This is a genomic window from Streptococcus sp. OMI870 (genome assembly GCF_047460295.1).
GTDB lineage: Bacteria > Bacillota > Bacilli > Lactobacillales > Streptococcaceae > Streptococcus.
Map to the genome: position 1 here is coordinate 44,880 of NZ_JASHGM010000003.1, position 23,733 is coordinate 68,612.

The following is a 23,733-nucleotide window of genomic DNA, read 5'->3' on the forward strand; positions in this document are numbered from 1 at the left end:
TTATTAGCTTACTCTTGAAACTTGAAATTTGCTACCTCTTTTTGTATAGTAAGGGAGAAGTAAAGAGAGGGAAAAAATGAAGAAAGTTTCAGGACTCCTTGTCATGGATGTAGATGGAACCTTGATCCGACAAGAAGGAATTAATCTACTGGCTCAAGCAGCTGATATGGGAGAAAAAGTGGCAGAGATCACAGCAGGGGCAATGAATGGAGACTCGGATTTTGCTACCTCTTTACACGCAAGAGTGGAGCTTTTGAAGGGCTTGGAGACCTCCGTCTTTCCAAAAATTTTGGAGCAGATAGATATAACAAGAGGGGCAGGTGACTTGATCACTGAACTTCGTCTAAGAGGATACAAGATCGGTTTGGTTTCAGGTGGTTTTCATGAAGTCATTGATCCCATCGCTCAGTCTCTAGGAATTGATCTCGTCCAAGCCAATCGATTGGAAGTTGCTGATGGCCGTTTGACAGGAAAAGTGCTCGGTGAAGTTGTCACGCCCGAGAAGAAAAAAGAAACCCTTTTGACCTGGGCTAGAGACTATCATGTTCAAACAAGTCAAACCATTGCCATAGGGGACGGTGCCAATGATCTTCCTATGATAAAGACTGCCGGAATGGGGATTGCCTTTATGGCCAAGCCAATCGTGTCAAGACTAGCTTCTTATCGGATTGAGACAAGGGATTTAAGACTTGTTCTTGAGATTCTAGACAAGCATGGAAAGGATACAAGATGCATATTCTACTAGCACCGGATTCCTTTAAAGAATCCTTATCTGCTAAACAAGTAGCAGAGTCCTTAAAAAAGGGGTTTCAAGAAGCCCTACCAAATGCTACCTTTGACCTTCTTCCTATCGGGGATGGTGGCGAAGGGACCATGGATACTCTCGCTGGAGTTCTGAATTTAACTGAGTACCACACTCAAGTGACGGGTCCATTTGGACAGCCTGTTTCAATGCCCTACTATCAAAGGGACCAGATGGCTTTTTTTGAAATGGCCTCGATTGTCGGTTTAGCCTCTATTCCAGCTGAAAAACGAAATCCTATTGAACTGGAAACAAGAGGAATTGGTGAACTCATTTTGCAGTTAGTTGATCAAGGGATCAAAACGATCTGTGTGGGAATTGGCGGTTCTGCAACCAATGATGGTGGCATCGGAATGGCTGCTGGCTTAGGTGTAGCTTTCTATGATGAGCAAGGTCATTTGCTTCGTCCTATAGGTGCTTCACTCGGTCGTGTGGCTAGAATAGATACCAGTGCGGTTCCCAAGGCGCTACAAGAGATTGATCTCCAAGTCTTAACAGATGTGACCAATCTTCTCTGTGGTAGTCAAGGAGCAACCTATATTTTTGGAGGGCAAAAAGGGTTAAATCCTCTCCTATTTCCAGCGGTGGATCAGGCCATGCAAAAGTTTTATCAGCTAGTAGATTCACGAATATTAACTATAGAGGGAGCTGGTGCTGGCGGGGGCATGGCAGCTGGTTTGGTCGCCTTTGCAGGAGGGCAGATTTCTTCAGGAATTGAGAAGAGTCTGGATTTAATTGATTTTGATCGCATAGTGCAAAAAGCAGATCTGGTCGTCGTTGGGGAAGGCAGGATGGACCTTCAGTCACTCTCCGGAAAAGCACCTGTTGGGGTTGCTCAAAGAACCCCAGACCAGATCCCAGTCCTTGCAATTTGCGGGGCTCTAGCCTCAGATTTACCAGCTTTTCCAAGTCATCACATTGACGCTGCTTTCTCTATCCTAACAGGGCCTTGTGAGGTGACAGAAGCACTTGCACAGGCAGAGAGCAATCTCATTTCCTGTGCTCGGAATATTGGCAATCTTTTAAAAATGAAAACAAACTAAAAACCAATTGAAAGAGGGGCTTCCCTTTTCAATTGGTTTTCTTTAGCCGAAGAGGCGTTTCCAAAATGATTTCTTTTCTGGAGCAGAAGTTTCCTGCTTCTTCTCAAAGAGATCTGGATACTGGAGACGGAGATCGGTTGGATCTATTCCAGATGGGTGGTCGGTATGAATGATGAAACCAAATGGTGAATGGCGACAGTCATCTGAAACGATACTGGCAACCAGACCGAGGTCCTTGGTCTTTTTCAAATACTGGAGTTGGCTGCTTTCATCTAGGGCGGGAGAAATCTTGACCAAGACAGGATCAAAGCGCTCGGAAATCTCCGTAAGGATGGTCGAGTAATGCTCCAGATACTTACTTTCCCTTGCCTCCACCAAGGTACATGAAGCAATCACGCGCTCCTCATAGGTTTCCAAAAATCGACGCTGCTCATCAGGATTGAAACGACTAGGGCCTGCAGCTTTTTCTAAAATGGTTTTATTAATATCTGTCATAAGCTAAGTATAGCATAAAGCCAAGCGGAAGAGTAGAGGAATGCGAAAAAATTAAATCAGCTATGAAAACGAAGGTGAAACTGTAACTGGAACCGTTTTCTTGTTAAAAACTTCTCAATTTTCGATGTTTTCCTTGTTTTTTCTTGAAAAAATAGCCTAATTACGATATGATAGAGGAGTAAAAAATATAACTCAATAAGGAGAGTAAGAAATGTCAATTATTACTGATGTTTACGCTCGCGAAGTCCTAGACTCACGCGGTAACCCAACACTTGAAGTAGAAGTTTATACTGAATCAGGTGCTCATGGACGTGGTATGGTTCCATCAGGAGCTTCTACTGGTGAACACGAAGCGGTAGAACTTCGCGACGGTGACAAATCTCGTTACGGTGGTCTTGGAACTCAAAAAGCGGTTGACAATGTGAACAACATTATTGCTGAAGCAATCATCGGTTACGATGTACGTGATCAACAAGCTATTGACCGTGCAATGATCGCTCTTGACGGAACTCCTAATAAAGGTAAATTGGGTGCAAACGCAATCCTTGGTGTGTCTATCGCTGTAGCTCGCGCTGCTGCTGACTACCTTGAAATCCCACTTTATAGCTACCTTGGTGGATTCAACACTAAAGTTCTTCCAACTCCAATGATGAACATCATCAACGGTGGTTCTCACTCAGATGCTCCAATCGCTTTCCAAGAATTCATGATCTTGCCAGTTGGTGCACCTACATTTAAAGAAGCTCTTCGTTACGGTGCTGAAATCTTCCACGCTCTTAAGAAAATCCTTAAATCACGTGGTTTGGAAACTGCCGTAGGTGATGAAGGTGGATTCGCTCCTCGTTTCGAAGGAACTGAAGATGGTGTTGAAACTATCCTTGCTGCGATCGAAGCTGCTGGATATGTACCAGGTAAAGACGTATTCATCGGATTTGACTGTGCATCATCAGAATTCTACGATAAAGAACGTAAAGTCTACGACTACACTAAATTCGAAGGTGAAGGCGCTGCTGTTCGTACATCTGCAGAACAAATCGACTACCTTGAAGAATTGGTTAACAAATACCCAATCATCACTATCGAAGATGGTATGGATGAAAACGACTGGGAAGGATGGAAAGCTCTTACTGAACGTCTTGGTAAGAAAGTCCAATTGGTTGGTGACGACTTCTTCGTAACAAACACTGAGTACCTTGCACGTGGTATCCAAGAAGGTGCTGCTAACTCAATCCTTATCAAAGTTAACCAAATCGGTACACTTACTGAAACTTTCGAAGCTATTGAAATGGCTAAAGAAGCTGGTTACACTGCCGTTGTATCACACCGTTCAGGTGAAACTGAAGATTCAACAATCGCTGACATCGCAGTTGCAACAAACGCAGGACAAATCAAGACTGGTTCACTTTCACGTACAGACCGTATCGCTAAATACAACCAATTGCTTCGCATCGAAGATCAACTTGGTGAAGTAGCTGAATACCGTGGATTGAAATCATTCTACAACTTGAAAAAATAAGCTATTTTACTAGACTAAAAAGATCCTTGAGTTTTCTCAAGGATTTTTTTGTTATCGAGCCAAAGAAAAACTCCTCAACTATCTAGTTGAGGAGTAGATCTATTAGAATAGGCCTTTGATTTTGTCCAAGGCACCGCTAACCATTTCGTTTCCGGAAACAAGCCCTTTGGCTTGTTCAAGGTAGTCTCCAAGGTTATCTTTATTGTCATCCACAAATTTCTTTGCAGCATCGAAATCTTTCTTTTCGATCATTTCTTTGACTTGGTTAAACAGATCCATTGGGTTCATGAGGTTTCTCCTATAAACTATTTATTTTATCACTATTTAATCATTTTTTTAGAGGTTTGACAACTAAAACGACTTAACGAAAAACGGTACAAACAGCTTCTGGAACATAGAAGTCGTGGGATAAAAGGGTCAACTTTCCGCTAGCAGGATCGCGCTTGAAGATAGTAGCATTTGGTGAATCTTGATGGGCTACAATCAGATGATTTTGATCCGGACTTAGAGTGAAATCGCGTGGATTGAGTCCATGTGTTGGAACAATTTCAATCAGTTCGATGCTGCCATCTGCCAAAACTTGAAAGACAGCGATCGAGTTATGAGCCCGGTTAGAAGCGTAGAGGAATTTTCCATCAGCTGAGAGTTTAATGGCTGCTGCCCATTTTTGTCCCTCGTAGTCGGAAGGAAGAGTAGAGACGGTTTGGAAATGTTCGAACTCTCCCATTCCATCGTAGAAGAGCACGTCAATGGTAGCGTTTAATTCATTGATCAGATAGGCAGTCTTATAATGGGGATGAAAAACAAGGTGGCGAGGTCCTGCACCGGGTGCTGTTTGATACTGATTGATCAGCCTTAGTTTTCCTTCCTCGCTAAGATCGTAGACATGTAAACTATCGGTTCCTAGATCACACGTGATCAGGTACTGATCTGGAGTCAGATCGGCATAGTGGGTATGCGGACTGGCTTGGTTGGCGTGAGGACCGCTTCCTTGGTGAGTGTCTTGATCGACAAAGGTTAAGCTACCATCAGCTTCTAGTTTGTATACGAGAACCTGTCCCTTGTGATAGTTTGCCCCATAAACCAGTTGACGTTTGTCATCGACAGAGACATAGCAGAGTGGTGCTCCGTCTTCAACAACGTGATTGAGCGGTTGAAAATCGGCTGTAAAACTAGCAATCCCTCCTTTGCCATCTTCAGCTCCTACACTATAAAGGTTCCCTTTTTTAGAAAAAGCGATATAGGTTGGATTGGGCTCAGCTGCAAGGAGTTTAAGATCGCTCAATGATCCTGTTTCAGGGTCAAATGCGGCCTTGTAAATTCCTTTGGATTCTTTTTTGGTATAGGTTCCGAAATAAATAGATTGAGACATAGGTCACCTCGTATGATTTGTTAGGTTTATTATATCAAAGGTCCTATTGGAAGGCAATTGCTAGTTGAAGAAGGGAGAGGTCTTTCTTATTTTACCAGTTTTTTCGTAACTTCACGCTCAAAAAATGCTAAAATAGAAACAGATTGAAATGAAAAGGAGTTCCCTGTGGATAATAAAGAAAAACAGTTTAGTATGTCCTGGTTTTTTAGATGGTTTTTAGACAATAAGGCCATCACCGTGTTTTTAGTTACCTTGCTCTTGGGTCTGAATCTTTTGGTCTTGAGTAAAATTACCTTTATTTTTATACCGATTTTTGAGTTTGCAGGAGCCGTCATGCTGCCAGTCATTATTTCTGGCTTGCTTTATTACTTGCTCAACCCTATTGTCGACTTTCTTGAAAGAAAAGGAATCAAGCGGATTTTTGCGATTTCCTTCGTCTTTTTCTTGATTGCAGTCCTCTTGGTATGGGGGCTAGCTGTCGTAATTCCAGCTGTTCAACGACAAGTCATTAGTTTCTTTCATAATTTACCAACTTATTTGGAGAAGGCCAATGCGACCATCGATGATTTTCTAGACAACCGCGTCTCCTCTGATATAAAACCCCAGTTGGACGAGATCACCAAGGAACTGTCTGCAAACATCACTTCTTGGGGTAGTACTATCTCTGGTCGGGCAGTCAACTGGGTCAGCAACTTGATCGGAGTGGCATCTCAAGTCATTGTTGCCTTGATCATCATGCCTTTTATTGTCTTTTATCTTCTTCGGGATGGAAAAAATTTAAAGGGTCATATTGTTCGCTTCTTGCCAACTAAGATTCGGAAATCAGCTGAACAAGTTCTCTCGGACGTCAATACCCAGCTCTCCAACTATGTTCGAGGACAAATTACGGTAGCCATTGTTGTAGCGATCATGTTTATCCTCTTCTTTAAAATCATTGGCTTGCGCTATGCAGTGACACTTGGGATCTCTGCGGGGATTTTGAATTTGATCCCTTACTTGGGTAGTTTTTTGGCTATGTTGCCTGCTTTGGTCTTAGGTTTGGTGGCAGGACCGGAGATGTTTATCAAGGTTTTGATTGTATTTGCCGTGGAGCAAACTATTGAAGGACGCTTTGTATCGCCTTTGGTTTTGGGCAGTCAGTTGAATATTCATCCGATTACCATTTTATTTGTTCTCTTGACCTCAGGATCTATGTTTGGGATTTGGGGAGTCTTTCTTGGAATTCCAGTCTATGCATCCGCTAAGGTTGTCATCGGAGCCATCTTTGAATGGTACAAGGTAGTCAGTGGCTTGTATGAAGAAAATCATGAATTAGTAGAGGAAAAACACAGTGAATCATAGTCAACAAATGGTAGAGGCTCTCGAAATGCAAGAGTTGGAAGAGGCAGAAATTCAATATCAAAAGGCCTTGCTTGAGGATGAGGATGCAGACTTATTGGATTTGGGCCAATACCTTGAGAGCATCGGTTTTTACCCTCAGGCAAAAGAAATCTACCAACAAATTGCCCCAACCTATCCGGAAGTATATCTGAGTTTGGCAACCATTCTTGCTGAAGATGGTCAAATGGAAGAGGCCTTTGCTTACTTAGAAGAAATTGGCCCTGAGTCAAACTGGTATGTGGCGAGTCTGTTGGTTAAGGCGGATCTGTATCAGCTGGAAGGCTTAGCCGATGTTGCGCGTGAAAAATTAGTCGAAGCAGCCAGTCTGTCGGATGATCCCATCATTCAATTAGGGCTAGCAGAGATTGATCTGGAATTGGAACACTACCAAGAGGCTATTCAAGAGTATGCCCAGTTGGATAATCGAGAAATTTTGGAAGCAACAGGGATTTCCACCTATCAACGGATTGGTTTTGCCTATGCCAATCTTGGCAAATTTGAAGCCGCTGTTCCTTTCTTGGAAAAAGCTTTGGAAATTGAGTTTGATGATCAGATTGCTTACGAATTAGCGACCTTATTATATGACCAGGAAGAATATCAAAAGGCCGTCATCTACTACAAACAAATTGATACCTTGTCACCGGAGTTTGAAGGCTATGAGTATGGCTATGCCTTGGCCTTACAGGCAGAGAATGACCGTGAAAAGGCGCTTGAGATCGCTAAACAAGGGATTCAGAAGAACCCATTTGATGCACAGCTGAAGCTCCTGGCTTCTCAGCTTTCATATGAACTTCACCAGCCAGAGCAAGCGGAAGCTTACCTGTTAGAAGCCAAAGAAGTGGCGGATGATTTAGAAGAGATTGCTCTTCGCCTCACGACGCTTTATATAGAACAGGAACGCTTTGAAGAAGTACTGGCTTGGAGAGCAGAAGAAATCGAAACTCTTGTTACCCAATGGAACATTGCCCGTGCCTTGGCTGCCTTAGAGAAAACAGAAGAAGCCGTATCAGCCTACCAAGAGCTCTATGAGGACTTGAAGGACAATCCAGAATTCCTCGAAACCTATGTTTATCTGTTGCGTGAAGCTGGAGATGTGACGCGGGCGCGTGAAGTGGCCAAGCACTATTTGGCGATTGTTCCAGATGATGTGCAAATGCAATCCATCTATGATAGCCTTGAATGAAAACCAAGTAGTAAAGTTTCGGAACAGTTTATGGTATACTGGTAGAAGATAGAATGAGGAGAGAAACATGGAACCGGTGAAACTTTTTCAATACAATACTTTGGGTGCCCTGATGGCAGGTCTTTATGGGGGCTCATTTACGATTGGAGAACTCTTGGAACATGGGGATCTAGGAGTTGGAACGCTTGATTCTATTGATGGAGAGTTGATTGTATTAGATGGAAAGGCTTATCAGGCTAAGGGATCAGGCGACCATCCTGAAATTGTCGAAGTTTCTCCTGATGCAAAGGTTCCTTATGCAGCAGTTGTTCCTCACCAGGCAGAAGTGATTTTTCGGCAACGCTTTGAAATGACGGATGAGGAATTAGAAGCGCGCATTGAGTCTTATTACGATGGGGAGAATCTTTTTCGCTCCATCAAGATTCGTGGTGACTTTGCCAAGATGCATGTCCGTATGATTCCAAAATCTACACCAGAGATGAAATTTGCGGAAGTAGCAACCCATCAGCCAGAGTATACACGGGAAAACGTGACAGGAACCATCGTCGGTTTTTGGACCCCAGAAATTTTCCACGGTGTCAGCGTGGCCGGCTATCATTTGCATTTTATTTCAGATGATTTCACCTTTGGTGGCCATGTGATGGATTTTGTCATCTCAGAAGGGATTGTAGAGGTGGGGGCTATCGATCAGCTGGATCAACGTTTCCCAGTCCAAGACCGTCAGTACCTCTTTGCCAAATTCAATGTTGATGAAGTGAGACAAGACATTCATAAAGCAGAATAAAAAGGTTGAGCGATGCTCAACCTTTTATTTTTGAAATCAATCAGCTAGTTTCATGGCTTTGATTTTTTCTTCTTCCGGAGTAACCCGCAGGGTCTTCTGGCCGGTATAGGTGACAAAGCCAGGTTTTCCACCGGTTGGTTTATTGAGTTTCTTAGCTTCGATCATATCGACTTGGACTAGATTTGACAGCCGGGCCTTGGAGTAGTAGGCGGCCAATTCTGCAGCGTCGGTTTTCACTTCATCCGTTGGATCGAGATTTCCTGTAATGACGACGTGGCTACCTGGGATATCCTTGGCATGGAACCAGAGCTCGTCTTTTTTAGCGATCTTAAAGGTCAATTCATCGTTTTGGAGATTGTTGCGCCCGACTAAAATAATGGTTTTCCCGTCAGAAGCTAAATACTTCTCTGGTTTTTTGCGTTTGTGGATCTTTTCTCGGTTGCGTCGTTTGATGAAGCCAGTTTGGATCAGCTCTTCTCGGATCTCAGCGACTTCAGAAAGGCTTGCTAGGGCAAGGGCTGTTTCAACCGTTTCGAGATAGGAAATGGTCTCCTTGGTTTCTTGAATCAGGAAGGTTAAATGTTTGACGGCTTCTTTTAATTTCTGGTAACGCTTGAAGTAGCGTTGGGCATTTTGGTTGGGGGTTAGTGCCTTGTTGAGTTGGATGGTGATCGGTTCGTTGGTATAGTAATTGTCTAGGACAACCTGATCTTGGTCGTTGGGTACCTGATGGAGGAAGGTGGACAGTAATTCCCCTTTTTGGCGAAACTCTTCCGCATTGTCGGTCGCTGCTAACTCAGCTTCTTGTTTACCTAATTTTTTTCGGTTCTTTTCAAGATCGTTTTCGACCTTCCGGATCAATTCGCTGGCCTGTTGTTGCACCCGATCGCGCTCAGCCTTGTCTCGGTAATAGTCATCCAGTAGATCTGAAAGTGTCTCAAAAGTTTGACTAGTGGCATCTTCAAAGGGAATAGCTGAGAAGGATTTGGTTGTTAAGCGAGGCTCAGTTGGAGCTTGGAAAAAGGCACGGAAGGTTCTTAATTTTTCATCCGTCTCAAGTCTCTTGGCCAATTCTTGAGCCGTATCTCGGCCAAGCCCTTGGAAACATTTTTGAAGGTTCTTAGGGCTTAGTTCTTCCTTGTGAAGAAGGGCAAATAGGGCTTCATCTCCAATTGTAAAAGGATTAACCGCGTCGGTTTTCGGAGGAGCTACATAGGTTGATCCAGGGAGAATGGTCCGATAGCTATTTTGTGAGAAGCCGACGTGTTTGATGGCTTCAATGATTTTATTGCTGGTGCGATCCAGGAGGATAATATTGCTGTGCTTGCCCATGATTTCGATCATGAGGCTGACGGAAATAGCATCACCGATTTCGTTTTTATTGGAAACACGGATTTCGAGGATCCGGTCGTTGTCCAATTGCTCAATTCCTTCAATGACAGCGCCTTGAAGATACTTGCGCATGACCATAATAAAGGTATTGGGAAAGGCTGGGTTTTCAAAGTTGGTCTGGGTCAGTTGGATTCGCCCGAAGACAGAATGGGCAGAGAGCAAGAGTTTTTGGTTTTTCCGATTGCCTCGGATTTGGAGCACCAATTCTTGCTCGAAGGGTTGGTTAATTTTTTGAATGCGACCACTCAAGAGTTGGGCCTTCAATTCTTGCACCATATGGTGTAAAAAAAATCCATCAAAAGACATGGGATTCCTCATCATTCTAGCTGTTATTCTAGTAAATTATATCAAAAATAGATCGGAAATCCTAGAAAGAAGCAAGAGGATGTAGAATAGAAAATGCGAACGTTTCCAAAAAAAATACTGAAAAAGTATTGACATTTTTGAAAGAAAACTTTAAAATGTAAGAAATTAGAAAAGTAGTAAATGAAAGTTTCAAGAGAGCCCACGGTTGCTGAGAGTGGGTAGCGGCAGTTTATGAAATTGGACTAATGATGAGATGAATTTGAAACAATAAAAATTCGGTTGGCACACCTTATCGTGCAACTTGTTGCTAGACAAGACAGAGATATGGGGAGAGACTATCCTTTTCCCATAAGTGAGGTGGCACCGCGATGACACGTCCTCACATAGCTTTTGCTATGTGTGGGCGTGTTTTTTTGTTTTAGATGAGAAGGGAGAAAAGATATGAAGAAACGATGGCGTCGCATTCTTTAGAGGATGAAAAATAGAAGAAAATGAAAAAATAGAAGAGGTAGTAAAATGAAAAATAAACGGTTAATGGGAATTATTGGTTTGATTGCAGCAGCAGTCATTGGGACAGCGATCTATTCAGCTACAGCAGGCAAGGACAACAAGGTAGCAACTAGCAATGAAAAGGCTAAAGTAGGCGTCTTGCAGTTGGTCAGCCACCCTTCGCTTGATTTGATCTACAAGGGAATTCAAGATGGTTTGGCTGAAGAAGGTTATGACAAGGACAAAGTGGACATTGATTTCCTCAATGCAGAAGGGGACCAAAATAAAGTTGCAACTATGAGTAAACAATTGGTAGACAAGGATAACCAAGTCTTGATTGGAATCGCAACCCCATCTGCTCAAGGTTTGGCCAGTGCAACCAAAGACAAACCAATTGTCATGGGAGCCATCACCGATCCAGTCGGTGCAAACTTGGTCAAAGATTTGAAAAAACCAGGTGGCAATATCACAGGGGTATCTGACCACAATCCAACGGAGCAACAATTGAAATTGATCAAAGAATTGACTCCGAACGTGAAAACAATCGGTGCCCTTTACTCAACCAGTGAAGACAATTCTAAATCTCAAGTAGAAGAATTTACAAAATTGGCTGAAAAAGCAGGCTTCAAGGTGATTCCTTACTCTGTACCTTCAACAAACGAAGTTGCTTCAACAGTTTCTGTCATGACTGGTAAAGTCGATGCCATCTGGGTTCCAATCGATAATACCATCGCATCAGCCTTCTCAACTGTTGTTGAAGCCAACAAAACAGCTAAAAAACCAATCTTCCCAAGTGCGACAGCCATGGTAGAAGCGGGTGGCCTTGCTTCAGTCGTTGTCGACCAACATGATCTTGGGGTAGCAACTGGTAAAATGGCTGCCAAGATCTTGAAAGGTCAAAAACCTGCAGACACACCTGTTGAAATCTTTAGCCAAGGAAAATCTGTCATCAATAAAAAAGTCGCAGATGAATTGGGCATTACTATTCCAGAATCTGTCTTGAAAGATGCTGGACAAGTCATTAAATAAAAAGAAAACGAATCACAAGAGTGGCAGGAGAATTTGGCTTTGATAGGTCTTTTAATCGGGACCTTTGAGGGGAAAGAAATGAAAGTCAAGCTAACGGATCTTCATCCGACCCAACTATACTTATCAGAAAAGAAGTTGCAAGCTATCCAGATGCTTGATCAGTCGGCAGAAATCATCAATATGGATCCAATTAGTATTCTTACATTTGGAAATCGCTTCTTGATTACAGACGGGCATCACAGGGCTTATCAGGCTTTATTGGCAGGTCGGGATACGATTTCTGCTGAGTTTGATAGAGATGGTGGCGATGCCTTGTATGCTCTCTATGCGCAAGCTTGCGAGGAAAGAAAGATAGACTCTGTTTTGGATTTAAAACATCATATCTTACCTCAAGATGAGTATGCAGCAAAATGGTATAACTGGTGTGATGGTTTTAACCAAGCAGCAACTCTTCTATTGAAAGGGAAAGCAGATGAAACAGACAAGGCAAATAAATAATGCCCTGCGTCTTGTTTCTTTGTCTATTGAAATTAGTCTCATCTAACTTGTTTTTTAACTAAAAATCTGATAAACTAGAACGTAATTGAATAGAAATCTGCAAGACTAGTACCTCAAGGGAAGTGCAACAGGGAGAAGAGCCGTGACTGAAAGCTCTTTGCATGAAAGCTGAGTGAATTCACTTGCGCAAGGATTTAGAAATTAAGGTCTGAGTTTCAGATAAAAGACGGATGGTACCGCGTGTCAACGCTCCGAATATGGGTGTGGCGCGTGGTTTTTTCAATGTCTGAGTGAAGACCATGATGGAGGAAATATGTCAACGATTGAAGAACAATTAAAAGCGCTTCGGGAAGAAACGCTGGCAGCTTTGAAGCAGATCTCTGCTGAAAATGAAAAAGAGATGCAAGAGTTACGCGTCTCTGTCCTTGGGAAAAAAGGTTCCCTTACTGAAATCCTTAAAGGGATGAAAGATGTCTCTGCTGAAATGCGTCCGGTTATCGGAAAACACGTCAATGAAGCCCGTGATGTCCTTACCGCAGCTTTTGAAGAAACAGCTAAACTCTTGGAAGAAAAGAAAGTCCAAGCTAAATTGGCCAGTGAGAGTATCGACGTGACCCTACCAGGACGTCCAGTTGCTAGTGGTTACCGTCATATTTTGACGCAAACCAGTGAAGAAATCGAAGATATCTTTATCGGGATGGGCTATCAAGTCGTAGATGGCTTTGAAGTCGAAAAAGACTACTACAACTTTGAACGCATGAATCTTCCAAAAGATCATCCAGCGCGGGATATGCAGGACACCTTCTATATCACAGAAGAAATCTTGCTTCGGACCCACACGTCTCCAGTTCAAGCGCGGGCGATGGATGAGCATGACTTTAGCAAGGGACCTTTGAAGATGATCTCTCCAGGGCGTGTTTTCCGTCGGGATACAGATGATGCGACCCACAGCCACCAGTTCCATCAGATCGAAGGTTTGGTCGTTGGGAAGAATATTTCTATGGCAGATCTTCAAGGAACGCTTCAGTTGATCGTGCAAAAGATGTTTGGTGCAGAACGCCAAATCCGTCTGCGTCCTTCTTACTTCCCATTTACAGAGCCATCTGTTGAGGTCGATGTCTCTTGCTTCAAATGTGGTGGAGCGGGATGTAATGTATGTAAGAAGACAGGTTGGATCGAAATCATGGGGGCCGGTATGGTTCACCCACGCGTGCTTGAAATGAGTGGCATTGATGCAACCGTCTATTCAGGATTTGCCTTTGGTCTTGGGCAGGAGCGTGTAGCCATGCTTCGTTATGGAATCAATGATATCCGTGGCTTCTATCAAGGAGATGTTCGCTTCTCAGAACAGTTTAAATAATCATGTTAGTTAGAGTAAAAATCGATCAAGTACAGACCTTACGTGACCTAGAGGTGGAGACCTACCGGGATACCTTCGGTCCCTATATTGTTGAGAAAGATTTGGAAGACTACTTTTCCACGGTGCTCTCTTTGGAGCAAATCGAGAAGGATCTGCTAGATCCAGAATCCGAAACCTATTTTGTCCTCAATGAAGGTCAAGAAATCTGTGGTTTTCTTAAGATCAACTGGGGTCAAGCGCAGACCGAGCCAGTAGAGATGGACAAGTCCTTTGAGATTCAACGGATCTATGTCAAAAAGGAATTTCATGGGGCTGGTTTCGGTAAGGAAATGTTTACCTTTGCGCTGGATCAAGCCAAGAGCCGTGGCTTTGAATGGGCCTGGCTAGGTGTCTGGGAGCGTAATTTTAAGGCGCAAGATTTTTACTACCGCTTTGGTTTTGAACGATTTAGTGAACACCAGTATATAACCGGAGATACCGTGGATACAGACTGGTTGTTGAGAAAGAAATTGATCTAGAAGGAACAAGAAACTTCTATTCTAGAGAAGGGGAGGTTACTAGACCTACCTAAGCCAGCCTCGAGCTGGAAAACACAAAATGAAAGGATCTAAACTAGGGCTTAAGGAAATCTAGGAAAGTCATCTAGATTTCTACATGGCCCTTGGTATCTTACATATGTTAGTTAGTTATAAATGGTTAAAAGAATTGGTGGACATTGATGTACCATCACAAGAGTTGGCTGAAAAAATGTCAACCACAGGGATCGAAGTAGAAGGTGTGGAATCACCTGCTGCTGGTCTCTCAAAAATTGTCGTCGGAGAAGTCTTGTCTTGTGAAGATGTACCCGAAACACATCTTCATGTCTGCCAAGTCAATGTGGGTGAAGAAGAAGCCCGTCAGATCGTCTGTGGAGCGCCAAATGTGCGTGCAGGCATCAAGGTCATGGTGGCTCTTCCGGGTGCCCGTATCGCGGATAACTACAAGATTAAAAAAGGGAAAATCCGTGGCTTAGAGTCACTCGGAATGATCTGTTCACTTGGTGAATTGGGGATTTCTGACTCCGTTGTACCAAAAGAATTTGCAGATGGCATCCAAATCTTGCCAGAAGAAGCTGTTCCAGGTGAAGAAGTTTTCTCTTACCTCGACTTGGATGATGAAATCATCGAGCTTTCTATCACACCTAACCGTGCAGACGCTCTTTCTATGCGTGGGGTAGCTTACGAAGTAGCAGCTATCTATGACAAGGCAGTCAACTTCAAAGAATTTACTTTAACAGAAACAGACCAAGTTGCAGTGGATGCTCTTTCTGTCAGCATTGATACAGACAAGGCTCCTTATTATGCAGCCCGCATCTTGGACAACGTAACCATCGCACCAAGTCCACAATGGTTGCAAAACCTCCTCATGAACGAAGGTATTCGTCCCATTAACAATGTCGTCGACGTGACCAACTATATCTTGCTTTACTTTGGTCAGCCTATGCATGCCTTTGACTTGGATACCTTTGAAGGTACTGACATCCGTGTGCGTGAAGCACGTGCTGGTGAGAAATTAGTGACCTTGGATGGGGAAGAGCGTGAGTTGGAAACAACTGACTTAGTCATTACTGTTGCTGACAAACCTGTTGCCCTTGCAGGTGTCATGGGTGGACAAGCTACAGAAATCTCTGAAAAGTCTACTCGTGTAGTTCTTGAAGCTGCTGTCTTCAATGGCAAATCTATCCGTAAGACAAGTGGTCGCCTCAATCTTCGCTCAGAATCTTCTTCTCGCTTTGAAAAGGGAATCAACGTGGCAACTGTTAATGAAGCCCTTGATGCAGCAGCAAGCATGATTGCAGAATTGGCTGGTGCGACCGTGCGTAAAGGTATCGTTTCAGCAGGTCAGTTGGATACATCTGATGTGGAAGTTTCTTCAACTCTTGCAAACGTTAACCGTGTTCTTGGTACTGAGCTTTCCTACGCGGATGTAGAGGATGTCTTCCGTCGTCTTGGATTTGGCCTTTCTGGAAATGCAGAAGCCTTCACAGTTAGCGTTCCACGTCGCCGTTGGGATATCACTATCGAAGCGGACCTCTTTGAGGAAATCGCACGTATCTATGGCTATGACCGCTTGCCAACCAGTCTTCCAAAAGATGACGGGACAGCCGGTGAGTTGACAGCGACACAAAAACTCCGTCGTCAAGTTCGTAACATTGCAGAAGGTGCTGGATTGACAGAAATCATCACCTATGCACTGACAACTCCTGAAAAAGCAGTGGAGTTCACGACTGCACCAAGTAACTTAACGGAGCTCATGTGGCCAATGACTGTGGATCGTTCAGTCCTTCGTCAAAATATGGTTTCTGGTATCCTTGATACAGTTGCCTACAACGTAGCGCGTAAGAACAAAGACTTGGCTCTTTATGAGATTGGAAAAGTCTTTGAACAAACAGGTAATCCAAAAGAAGACTTGCCAAATGAAATCAACAGCTTTGCCTTTGCATTGACAGGTTTAGTCGCTGAAAAAGACTTCCAAACTGCAGCTGTTCCAGTTGACTTCTTCTATGCTAAGGGAATCCTTGAAGCCCTCTTTGCTCGCTTGGGTCTTGAAGCGACCTATACAGCAACGCAAGAGATCAAGAGTCTTCACCCAGGACGTACAGCCCTGATCTCACTTGGTGATCAAGTAGTCGGTTTCCTCGGTCAAGTGCACCCTGTGACGGCTAAGGCTTACGATATTCCAGAAACTTATGTAGCTGAGATCAACCTTTCAGCTATTGAAGAAGCCCTTCAACCAGCAGCAGCCTTTGTGGAAATTACTAAGTTCCCAGCAGTCAGCCGTGATATCGCTCTTCTCCTCAAAGCAGAAGTGACTCACCAAGAAGTGGTCGATGCCATCCAAGCTGCGGGCGTGAAACGTTTGACAGACATCAAACTCTTTGACGTCTTCTCAGGTGAAAAACTAGGTGTTGGAATGAAATCTATGGCCTACAGCTTGACCTTCCAAAATCCAGAAGATAGCTTGACTGACGAAGAAGTCGCTCGCTATATGGAAAAAATTCAAGCTTCCCTCGAAGAAAAAGTCGACGCAGAAGTGCGCTAAATCTAAAAAACATGAAACAGTTGAGAATTTCTCAGCTGTTTTTTTCTTCCAGGATTTGCAAGTTATAGGCCTTAAAACCCTATAAGAACAAAGAAATTCCTTTAAGTACTAAAAATATCTATGTCAACCATCCTTCTATTTTTGACAAATATTTTTATTTTTTTGTAAAATATACTTGTCAAAAAGAAAAAGAAGTGTTACAATGATTTCAGTTGAAATAAGGGGAGGTTTTCTTATGGGAGCTGTGTGGATTATTTTTATCCCTTTTCTGCTTATATTTTATGCAAGCTCAGAAAAGAAGATAAAAAGATTGAACAAACGCATCAGACGATTAGAAAAACAAGTGAAAGGAAATCAAGACATGTCTAGACTTTTAGAAGAATTGAAAGGCCAAACGGCCACTGTTACAGTAGATGGTGTTGGATTTGAGTATGAAATTATAGATATCGATGAAGATTGGGTCAAACTGACTCGTGTGAATCATAAACAACAGAGGGAAACCAAATTAGTCCGCATCGAAGATATTCAAGGTATTCAACTATAAGGGGGCGAAAGCCATGATTTTAAAAAATCGACTGAAAGAGCTGAGGGCGCGTGATGGGCTCAACCAATCCGAGCTAGCCAAGCTAGCAGGAGTCTCGCGCCAGTCCATCAGTCTCTTGGAGCGGGGGGAATACACCCCCTCGGTTATCATTGCGATCACCATCGCCCAAATTTTCAAGGAACCGGTGGAGAATGTCTTTAGTCTAGTAGAGGGAGAGGAATAAAAATGAAAAAGCAACAACAAGAACGATCTGATCGTTACCGTTTTTGGAGAAATGTCGGAATCATCATAGGTTCCGGCTTGATTGGAGGAGTCATTGGTTTTTTGACAGGCATGTTTGGATCCGAAAAGCCCCTTGAAATCCAATCCTTCTTTAGTAAAGAGGTGCTCCTTTTGGGCTCAGTAGTTTTATTCTTGGTCGTGTTTATGATCACGATGGTCCTATTGATGCGGGTAAGTAAACTTCATTACAAGATTCTCCAAATAGAAGACGAGGATGAAGCCTATCACTATGATATCCAGAAGGAAAAACTGTATGGGTTAGCGACCATCTTTAAAGGAATCATGATCTTGCCATACTTTTTTATTATCATCTTTTATATTCAATTGGTGAATTTGGATAAACCTGCGGCTTTTATCTTTGGACCTTTTACCATGCTCTATCTTTTTCTTGCCTTGATTGTCCTATTTTTCCTAGTGGGTATCTTCTATCGTAAGACCTTTAACTTGGTTTATGGGAAACCGATTCCCCGCAATGCCGATGCCAAGGAAATGCGTGAATTTATGATGAGTATGATGGATGAGGCAGAAAAACAGATAAACTACGAGGAAAATTTCGAAGTGGTGGTTAAGTTAAGCAATTATATCTTGCCGAGCTTTCTCCTTGCTCTCCTCCTCATTGGAGTTGCCTTCAAAACGGATATCCTCTTAGCTTTGTTCGTCGTATCCATTCTCTATATTTATATCCTTATTTCACAATACAAAATTACCAAACGTTATTATAAAGAGTAAAGGAGTCATCCATGTTAGAAATTAGAAATTTAGAAAAAAGCTTTGGCAATAAGCAGGTCCTCTTTGGAGTGGATCTGACAGCTCAACAAGGTCATATCCTTGGTTTGGTTGGGAAAAATGGGGCCGGAAAAACCACCATTTTCCACAGCATCCTGCGCTTTTTGGACTACAGCGGTGAGATCCGTCTAGATGGCAAAGCGATTACGCAAGAAACTTACAAAGAAATTGGCTATTTGCCGGAAGAGCGTAGTCTCATGCCAAAACTCACAATTTTTGAGCAGGTCCGCTATTTGGCTGCCTTAAAAGGAATGAGCACTGCCGAGGTCAAGGAAAAATTACCGACCTGGATGGAAAAACTCCAAGTAAAAGGGAAATTGACTGATAAAATCAAGAGCCTCTCAAAAGGGAACCAACAGAAGGTTCAACTGATCATCACCTTGATCCATGAGCCTAAATTGATCATTTTAGATGAACCCTTTAGTGGGTTGGATCCGGTCAACACAGAAGTGCTCAAGCAGGTCATCTTTGAAGAAAAAGAGCGTGGGGCCACCATTATCTTTTCTGACCACGTCATGACCAACGTCGAAGAGTTGTGTGATGATATCCTAATGATCCGTGATGGGTCGGTTGTCCTTTCAGGGCCTGTCCAAGAGGTCCGGAATAGCTATGGCAAGACTCGCCTCTTTGTCTCTAACGACTTTAGCAAAGAAGAGCTAGAAGCTCTGCCACACGTGACCAAGGTCAGCATGACCAAGCAAGGAACTTGGAAGCTGATCTTGGATGACGCGTCAGCTGGTCCAGAATTATTTGACCGCTTGACCAAGGGCCACTACCTTGCGACCTTTGACCACCAAGCCCCAACTATTGATGAGATCTTTAAACTTGAATCAGGAGTAGAAGTATGAAACAGATGTTTGTCGTAATGAAAGAAACCTATATCAGACAAGTGAAATCATGGAGTTTCCTCTTCATGGTCTTCGGTCCCTTCCTCTTTTTAGGGCTGGGCGTTGGAATCGGTTATCTAACGGATTCTTCTACAGATGCGAAGAATCAGGTGGCCTTGGTGACCGAAGTGCCAGCTGTCAAAGAAAGTCTAAAAGGAACTGATGGCTTGACCTTAGACTACAAAGATGAAGCTGCAGCTAAAAAAGCCATCAAGGATGAAAAAGCCGCTGCTTACCTAACGGTCGATGAAAAAGATGGCCAGCTAGAGGCCACTTATGTGGGCGACCAAGCCATGAAAATGGAATTGAAAAGCCTTGTCGCTGCGAAATTAAGCCAGGTCCAACAAGGGATCAATCTAGCGCGTGCCAATCTAAACAAAGAGCAACTGACAGCCTTGTCTCAACAGGTTTCTCTCAAAGAAAAAATTGATGAGAAAAAAGAAGGCTTGAAAATGGTGCAAACCATGGTTGCAGGTGGTCTAGGAATGCTGCTTTATATGATTTTGATCTTCTACTCGAGTATCACAGCCCAAGAAGTGGCTAGTGAAAAGGGAACTAAGATCATGGAAGTGGTCTTCTCTAGTATCAAAGCAACTGACTATTTCTTCGCACGCATGCTCGGACTCTTCGGTGTGATCTTTACCCATATTTTTGTCTATGTGATTGGTTTAGTAGCTGTTTGGATCTTTAGAGCAGATATCCCAGTTGTCAAGGATATTCTCGCTCCAAACTCTCCGATTACCCAACACCTTGCAGAGTCGATCTCGCTCAATACCGTCTTCTTCATTATCCTTGGGATCTTTATGTATGTGGTGCTCTCTGCCTTCTTAGGCTCCACAGTTGCACGACCTGAAGATTCAGGAAAAGCGATTTCGCCACTAATGATGTTAGTAATCTTTAGCTTCCTTGGGGTAACCACCTTGGGAAGTGCCGGTGATGTCTTCTTATTGAAGATCGGTTCGTACATTCCATTCTTTTCAACCTTCTTCATGCCTTTCCGTACCATCAATGGCTATGCGACTGGTCTTGAATCTTGGGCTTCATTGGGAATTGCGGTCCTCTTTACCATCGTGGGAACAGTTCTCATCGCTCGAATCTATGCGAGCTTAATCCTCCAGACCGATGACCTCGGACCATGGAAGACTATCAAACGTGCTCTTAGCTATCGCTAATCAAACAAGCTCTCAGTTATAGCTGAGGGCTTTTTGAATGGAGGTTACAATTCTTTTGAAAGACTTGTCTCTAACTATTAATAAATTACAGATAATTTAGTATGTTTTTTCATGGAAGAAAGAGTATTTTTCTTCAAATTATGATATGATGAATGGGAATAAAAAGAATAGAGAAGACGACGAATGAGATTATATATCAAAAGCGATTATACAAAAAAGATACCTTATGGTTATTTGGAACTAGCTGGCAAAATGTGGTTTCCAGAAGAAAAGCAAGTATCGTACTCAAATGCTGGAGATAATGAGCAACTACAAGAGGATTTTTCTGTAAATTTATCCTTGAGGAAAAGTACTGCAGATAAGCGATGGTCTAGTGTCCCCCTAAAGGAAGGGGTACGAAGCCTCTTTTCACATATTGAGGAATGTATTGAGATAGAGTTTGAAGACGCATTTGCTACAGATTATAATGAAAAGGGGGACTATCTTCGTATTTTAACTACCCATCTAGAAGTTTTGACAGTTGATAAACGCGCCATGTACATTATGGCGCTTGAGATTGCAAAGGTCATTGACGGGCAAATTAGCGAGGATAATAAGAAGACATGGCTAACAGTCGAGGAATTTAAGAAAAAGCACGAGGCTATTCTATCTCTGACTTTTGAAGAAGCAAATGAACGAAGTTTGGAAGAAATTCAAACGATGGATGTGGTAGATGATCCTCTTTGGGAGGAAGAAGCTAACCGTCGAAAAGAATATATACTAGCACATGGAGGCGATATCTCAGATTTATGAGACTCTATATAAAAAGTGAATTTAAGCAAAAACTAACCTTTACGACAAGTGAGTTACTCTGGAAAATGTGGTTTAAGGAATGGAATGGTCATCCTATTACATACTCAAATGTCGGTGATGATGCCATGTTACAAGATGATTTTTACTTTGTAGTAAGCTTTGATAAATGGCGTTTTTGTGACTCTAGATGGAATAATATTCCCTCTTATGATTTAAAAAAACCGTGGAATTCCTTTAAATATGAAAACATATCCCTTGAATTTGAAAAAACTTTCATTACAGAGTGGAGAGAACGTGGGGATTATCTACGTATCGCAACCTCTCATACAGATGTGTTAACAGTTGATAAACGTGCTATGTATATTATGGCAGTTGAAGTTGCAGGTGCAATTGATGGGAAAATCAGCGAAGATGACAAACAGACCTGGATGGATGTAGAGACTTTTAAGGAGTTGTACAAGGATGTTCTTTCACTGACTTATGATGAAGCGGTTGAAATTAGTTTGGAAGAATTAAAGACAATGGTGCCAGTAAGAGATCCTCTATGGGAAGAGGAAGAACGTCTTCGTGAAGAATACATAAAAATCCATGGTAAACGTGTTTATGACGATGAGGACGACGAGTGAGAATTTATATCAAAGGTGACTATGCTAGAAAAGTGCAATTTGGGTACAGAGAACTCGCATGGAAGATGTGGTTTAAAGAAAGAAATGGTCAAGAAATTAGTTTCTCACATGTTGGAGATGATGAGATGCTTCAAGATGACTTCTATCTATCTTTACGGTTAAATAAGTGGGGAGCAAGTGGTTCTCGTTGGAAAGATGCCAAGGTTAAAGGTGGTAGTGCAATCAATTCCCAAAAATATGAAAATATTGATTTGGATTATGAGGGAAGTTATGAAAGCGACGGTAGAGAAAAGGGTGAATATCTAAGGATCGCTTCGAATTATCTGGATGTTTTAACAGTTGATAAACGAGCTATGTATATTATGGCACTCGAAATTGCGACTGCGATTGATGGGAAAATTAGTGAAGATGATAAGAAAACATGGCTAACAATCGAGGAGTTCAAGGAAAAGCACCAAGATATCTTATCTCTGACCTTTGATGAAGCAAATGAAATGAGTCTGGAGGAAATTCAGACGATTGATGCTATTGATGATCATATCTGGGAAGAATTGGATAGGAAGCGTGAAGAGTATATCCGAATCCATGGTGAACGTGTTTATGGCGATGAGGACAACGAGTGAGACTATATATTAAAGGTGATTACACCAAAGAAATTCCGTTTGATTATTTAGAACTAGCGAAGAGGATGTGGTTTGAAAGTTATCAAGGAAAAGATATCCCTCTCTCCTATTCTGGTTTTCTTCAAATCAGAGATGGGAATGATATAGCCATTCATCTAAAGCTAGATAAACAGGATTATGACGAACGTTGGTTGTATATTCCGATTCAAGAAGGTATAAAATATCGTTTTTATTCACAAATTGATGAATATTTGAATTTAGATTATGAAGGTGCTTATGTAACAGATTTTCGCGAAAATGGAGAATGTTTACGTTTGGCCTCTACCCATCTTGAACTACTCACTCTTGATAAAAGAGCGTTCTATGTCATGGCTATTGAGATTGCTACAATCTTTAATGGAAAAATTAGTGAAGATGATAAGAAAACGTGGCTAACAATTGAGGAATTCAAGGAAAAACATAAAGATATCTTATCTCTAACCTTTGAGGAAGCAAATGAAATGAGTCTGGAGGAAATTCAGACGATTGATGTTGCTGACGATCCTATCTGGGAAGAATTGGATCGAAAACGTGAGGAATACATCAAGATCCATGGTGAAGTGGAGTTGGATGATGAGGACGACGAATGAGACTATATCTTAAAGGCAACTACGAAACTAGTATCTATCAAGCCTGTATGGAATATCCTTGGAAAATGTGGTTCAAGGAACGCAAGGGAGTGCAGATTAGTTTTTCTTATGCACGTGATGATGATTTTTATTTAAGTTTAACTTTAGATAAATTTTCTTCAAATGATGAGCGTTGGGGCATGGCTGATTTTAGAATAGGCAACGATCCCTGGGCGACTTTTAAGTATGAAGATATAAATTTAAATTTTGAAGATTCCTATGAAAGTGATGGGAGAGAAAACGGAGACTATCTACGAATCATCACGACTCATAAAGATATTCTAACGGTTGATAAGCGAGCTCTTTATATCATGGCCATTGAGGTAGCATCTGCCATTGGTGGTCACATTAGCGAAGATGATAAGGAAACATGGCTGAGCATTGAAGAATTTAAAACGAAACATGCAGATCTGTTGCATTTGACCTACGATGAAGCGGTTGACATTAGCTTGGAAGAGATAGAAGTAATGAAAGCTGTTGATGAGCCACTCTGGGAAGAATTGGATCGAAAGCGTGAGGAGTACATCAAAATCCATGGAGAAGTGGAGTTGGATGATGACGAATGAGGCATTCTACTTCAACCTGTAAGCCTTCAGTTGTTTCTGAGGGCTTTTTGATTTCAC

Annotated in this window: 25 protein-coding genes and 1 other annotated feature; of the genes, 21 read left to right on the forward strand and 4 right to left on the reverse strand. The window is 42.4% G+C overall.

Annotated elements, in window-relative coordinates; translation table 11 throughout:
• Positions 1-76: 76 nt before the first annotated feature.
• Both serB and QM968_RS06340 read left to right on the forward strand, forming a co-directional pair.
• Complete coding sequence (gene serB, locus QM968_RS06335) at positions 77-745, forward strand: phosphoserine phosphatase SerB (RefSeq protein ID WP_414383031.1); 669 nt, start codon at positions 77-79, stop codon at positions 743-745.
• Positions 730-1,845, forward strand: a complete 1,116-nt coding sequence (locus tag QM968_RS06340) for a glycerate kinase (RefSeq protein WP_009731361.1) — start codon at positions 730-732, stop codon at positions 1,843-1,845. The genes serB and QM968_RS06340 overlap by 16 nt, the downstream gene beginning before the upstream one ends.
• 42 nt (positions 1,846-1,887) lie before the next feature.
• Here the strand turns inward: QM968_RS06340 and QM968_RS06345 are convergent, their stop codons facing one another.
• Positions 1,888-2,340: a DUF1694 domain-containing protein gene (locus tag QM968_RS06345; RefSeq protein ID WP_009731360.1), complete on the reverse strand. Its 453-nt coding sequence runs from the start codon at positions 2,338-2,340 to the stop codon at positions 1,888-1,890.
• Between the two features lie 211 nt (positions 2,341-2,551).
• On the opposite strand from QM968_RS06345, the gene eno reads away from it, so the two are divergent.
• Positions 2,552-3,856, forward strand: a complete 1,305-nt coding sequence (gene eno, locus QM968_RS06350) for a surface-displayed alpha-enolase (RefSeq protein WP_009731359.1) — start codon at positions 2,552-2,554, stop codon at positions 3,854-3,856.
• Between the two features lie 102 nt (positions 3,857-3,958).
• Here the strand turns inward: eno and QM968_RS06355 are convergent, their stop codons facing one another.
• Positions 3,959-4,144 carry a hypothetical protein gene (locus QM968_RS06355; RefSeq protein ID WP_009731358.1) on the reverse strand — a complete coding sequence of 62 codons (186 nt, stop codon included), beginning with the start codon at positions 4,142-4,144 and terminating at the stop codon, positions 3,959-3,961.
• Positions 4,145-4,217: 73 nt separating this feature from the next.
• Positions 4,218-5,228, reverse strand: a complete 1,011-nt coding sequence (locus QM968_RS06360) for a lactonase family protein (RefSeq protein ID WP_414383033.1) — start codon at positions 5,226-5,228, stop codon at positions 4,218-4,220.
• 165 nt (positions 5,229-5,393) lie between these two features.
• Here QM968_RS06360 and QM968_RS06365 point away from each other — a divergent pair, with 165 nt between their 5' ends.
• From QM968_RS06365 to budA, 3 genes are all read left to right on the forward strand, one after another.
• Positions 5,394-6,569 carry an AI-2E family transporter gene (locus QM968_RS06365; RefSeq protein WP_414383035.1) on the forward strand — a complete coding sequence of 392 codons (1,176 nt, stop codon included), beginning with the start codon at positions 5,394-5,396 and terminating at the stop codon, positions 6,567-6,569.
• Complete coding sequence (locus QM968_RS06370; RefSeq protein ID WP_414383037.1) at positions 6,559-7,791, forward strand: tetratricopeptide repeat protein; 1,233 nt, start codon at positions 6,559-6,561, stop codon at positions 7,789-7,791. The genes QM968_RS06365 and QM968_RS06370 overlap by 11 nt, the downstream gene beginning before the upstream one ends.
• Positions 7,792-7,858: 67 nt before the next feature.
• Complete coding sequence (gene budA / locus QM968_RS06375) at positions 7,859-8,575, forward strand: acetolactate decarboxylase (protein WP_414383039.1); 717 nt, start codon at positions 7,859-7,861, stop codon at positions 8,573-8,575.
• Positions 8,576-8,611: 36 nt separating this feature from the next.
• On the opposite strand, the gene QM968_RS06380 is transcribed toward budA, so the two are convergent.
• Positions 8,612-10,273 carry an NFACT family protein gene (locus tag QM968_RS06380; RefSeq protein WP_414383041.1) on the reverse strand — a complete coding sequence of 554 codons (1,662 nt, stop codon included), beginning with the start codon at positions 10,271-10,273 and terminating at the stop codon, positions 8,612-8,614.
• Positions 10,274-10,424: 151 nt separating this feature from the next.
• Positions 10,425-10,657, forward strand: a binding site (T-box leader).
• A 132-nt stretch (positions 10,658-10,789) separates the two neighbouring features.
• On the opposite strand from QM968_RS06380, the gene trpX reads away from it, so the two are divergent.
• The 15 genes from trpX (at position 10,790) to QM968_RS06455 (ending at position 23,676) form a co-directional block, all read left to right on the forward strand.
• Positions 10,790-11,791 carry a tryptophan ABC transporter substrate-binding protein gene (gene trpX / locus QM968_RS06385; protein ID WP_414325829.1) on the forward strand — a complete coding sequence of 334 codons (1,002 nt, stop codon included), beginning with the start codon at positions 10,790-10,792 and terminating at the stop codon, positions 11,789-11,791.
• Positions 11,792-11,869: 78 nt separating this feature from the next.
• Positions 11,870-12,289: a chromosome partitioning protein ParB gene (locus QM968_RS06390; protein ID WP_414325828.1), complete on the forward strand. Its 420-nt coding sequence runs from the start codon at positions 11,870-11,872 to the stop codon at positions 12,287-12,289.
• A 313-nt stretch (positions 12,290-12,602) separates the two neighbouring features.
• A complete protein-coding gene (gene pheS / locus QM968_RS06395) occupies positions 12,603-13,649 on the forward strand; it encodes a phenylalanine--tRNA ligase subunit alpha (protein ID WP_414383043.1) in 1,047 nt (348 codons plus the stop codon).
• 2 nt (positions 13,650-13,651) lie between these two features.
• The gene (locus tag QM968_RS06400) at positions 13,652-14,167 is read left to right on the forward strand and encodes a GNAT family N-acetyltransferase (RefSeq protein WP_343093240.1); all 516 of its coding nucleotides are present in this window, start codon (positions 13,652-13,654) and stop codon (positions 14,165-14,167) included.
• Positions 14,168-14,324: 157 nt separating this feature from the next.
• Positions 14,325-16,730, forward strand: a complete 2,406-nt coding sequence (gene pheT, locus QM968_RS06405; protein ID WP_414383045.1) for a phenylalanine--tRNA ligase subunit beta — start codon at positions 14,325-14,327, stop codon at positions 16,728-16,730.
• A 235-nt stretch (positions 16,731-16,965) separates the two neighbouring features.
• Positions 16,966-17,274, forward strand: a complete 309-nt coding sequence (locus QM968_RS06410; RefSeq protein WP_414326066.1) for a hypothetical protein — start codon at positions 16,966-16,968, stop codon at positions 17,272-17,274.
• Positions 17,275-17,287: 13 nt separating this feature from the next.
• Positions 17,288-17,497, forward strand: coding sequence for a helix-turn-helix transcriptional regulator (locus QM968_RS06415; RefSeq protein WP_003002675.1), 210 nt, complete (start codon positions 17,288-17,290; stop codon positions 17,495-17,497).
• A 2-nt stretch (positions 17,498-17,499) separates the two neighbouring features.
• Positions 17,500-18,285 carry a DUF3169 family protein gene (locus QM968_RS06420; protein WP_009731346.1) on the forward strand — a complete coding sequence of 262 codons (786 nt, stop codon included), beginning with the start codon at positions 17,500-17,502 and terminating at the stop codon, positions 18,283-18,285.
• An 11-nt stretch (positions 18,286-18,296) separates the two neighbouring features.
• Entirely contained in the window at positions 18,297-19,190 is an 894-nt protein-coding gene (locus tag QM968_RS06425; protein WP_049482268.1) for an ABC transporter ATP-binding protein, read from the forward strand.
• A complete protein-coding gene (locus QM968_RS06430; protein ID WP_301356599.1) occupies positions 19,187-20,401 on the forward strand; it encodes an ABC transporter permease in 1,215 nt (404 codons plus the stop codon). Before QM968_RS06425 ends, QM968_RS06430 begins: the two co-directional genes overlap by 4 nt.
• Positions 20,402-20,584: 183 nt before the next feature.
• Positions 20,585-21,193, forward strand: coding sequence for a hypothetical protein (locus QM968_RS06435; RefSeq protein WP_272144606.1), 609 nt, complete (start codon positions 20,585-20,587; stop codon positions 21,191-21,193).
• Complete coding sequence (locus tag QM968_RS06440; RefSeq protein WP_414383048.1) at positions 21,190-21,819, forward strand: hypothetical protein; 630 nt, start codon at positions 21,190-21,192, stop codon at positions 21,817-21,819. The genes QM968_RS06435 and QM968_RS06440 overlap by 4 nt, the downstream gene beginning before the upstream one ends.
• Positions 21,816-22,442, forward strand: coding sequence for a hypothetical protein (locus QM968_RS06445; RefSeq protein ID WP_414383050.1), 627 nt, complete (start codon positions 21,816-21,818; stop codon positions 22,440-22,442). Before QM968_RS06440 ends, QM968_RS06445 begins: the two co-directional genes overlap by 4 nt.
• A complete protein-coding gene (locus tag QM968_RS06450; RefSeq protein WP_414383052.1) occupies positions 22,439-23,071 on the forward strand; it encodes a hypothetical protein in 633 nt (210 codons plus the stop codon). The genes QM968_RS06445 and QM968_RS06450 overlap by 4 nt, the downstream gene beginning before the upstream one ends.
• A complete protein-coding gene (locus tag QM968_RS06455; protein WP_414383054.1) occupies positions 23,068-23,676 on the forward strand; it encodes a hypothetical protein in 609 nt (202 codons plus the stop codon). The genes QM968_RS06450 and QM968_RS06455 overlap by 4 nt, the downstream gene beginning before the upstream one ends.
• Positions 23,677-23,733 lie beyond the last annotated feature (57 nt).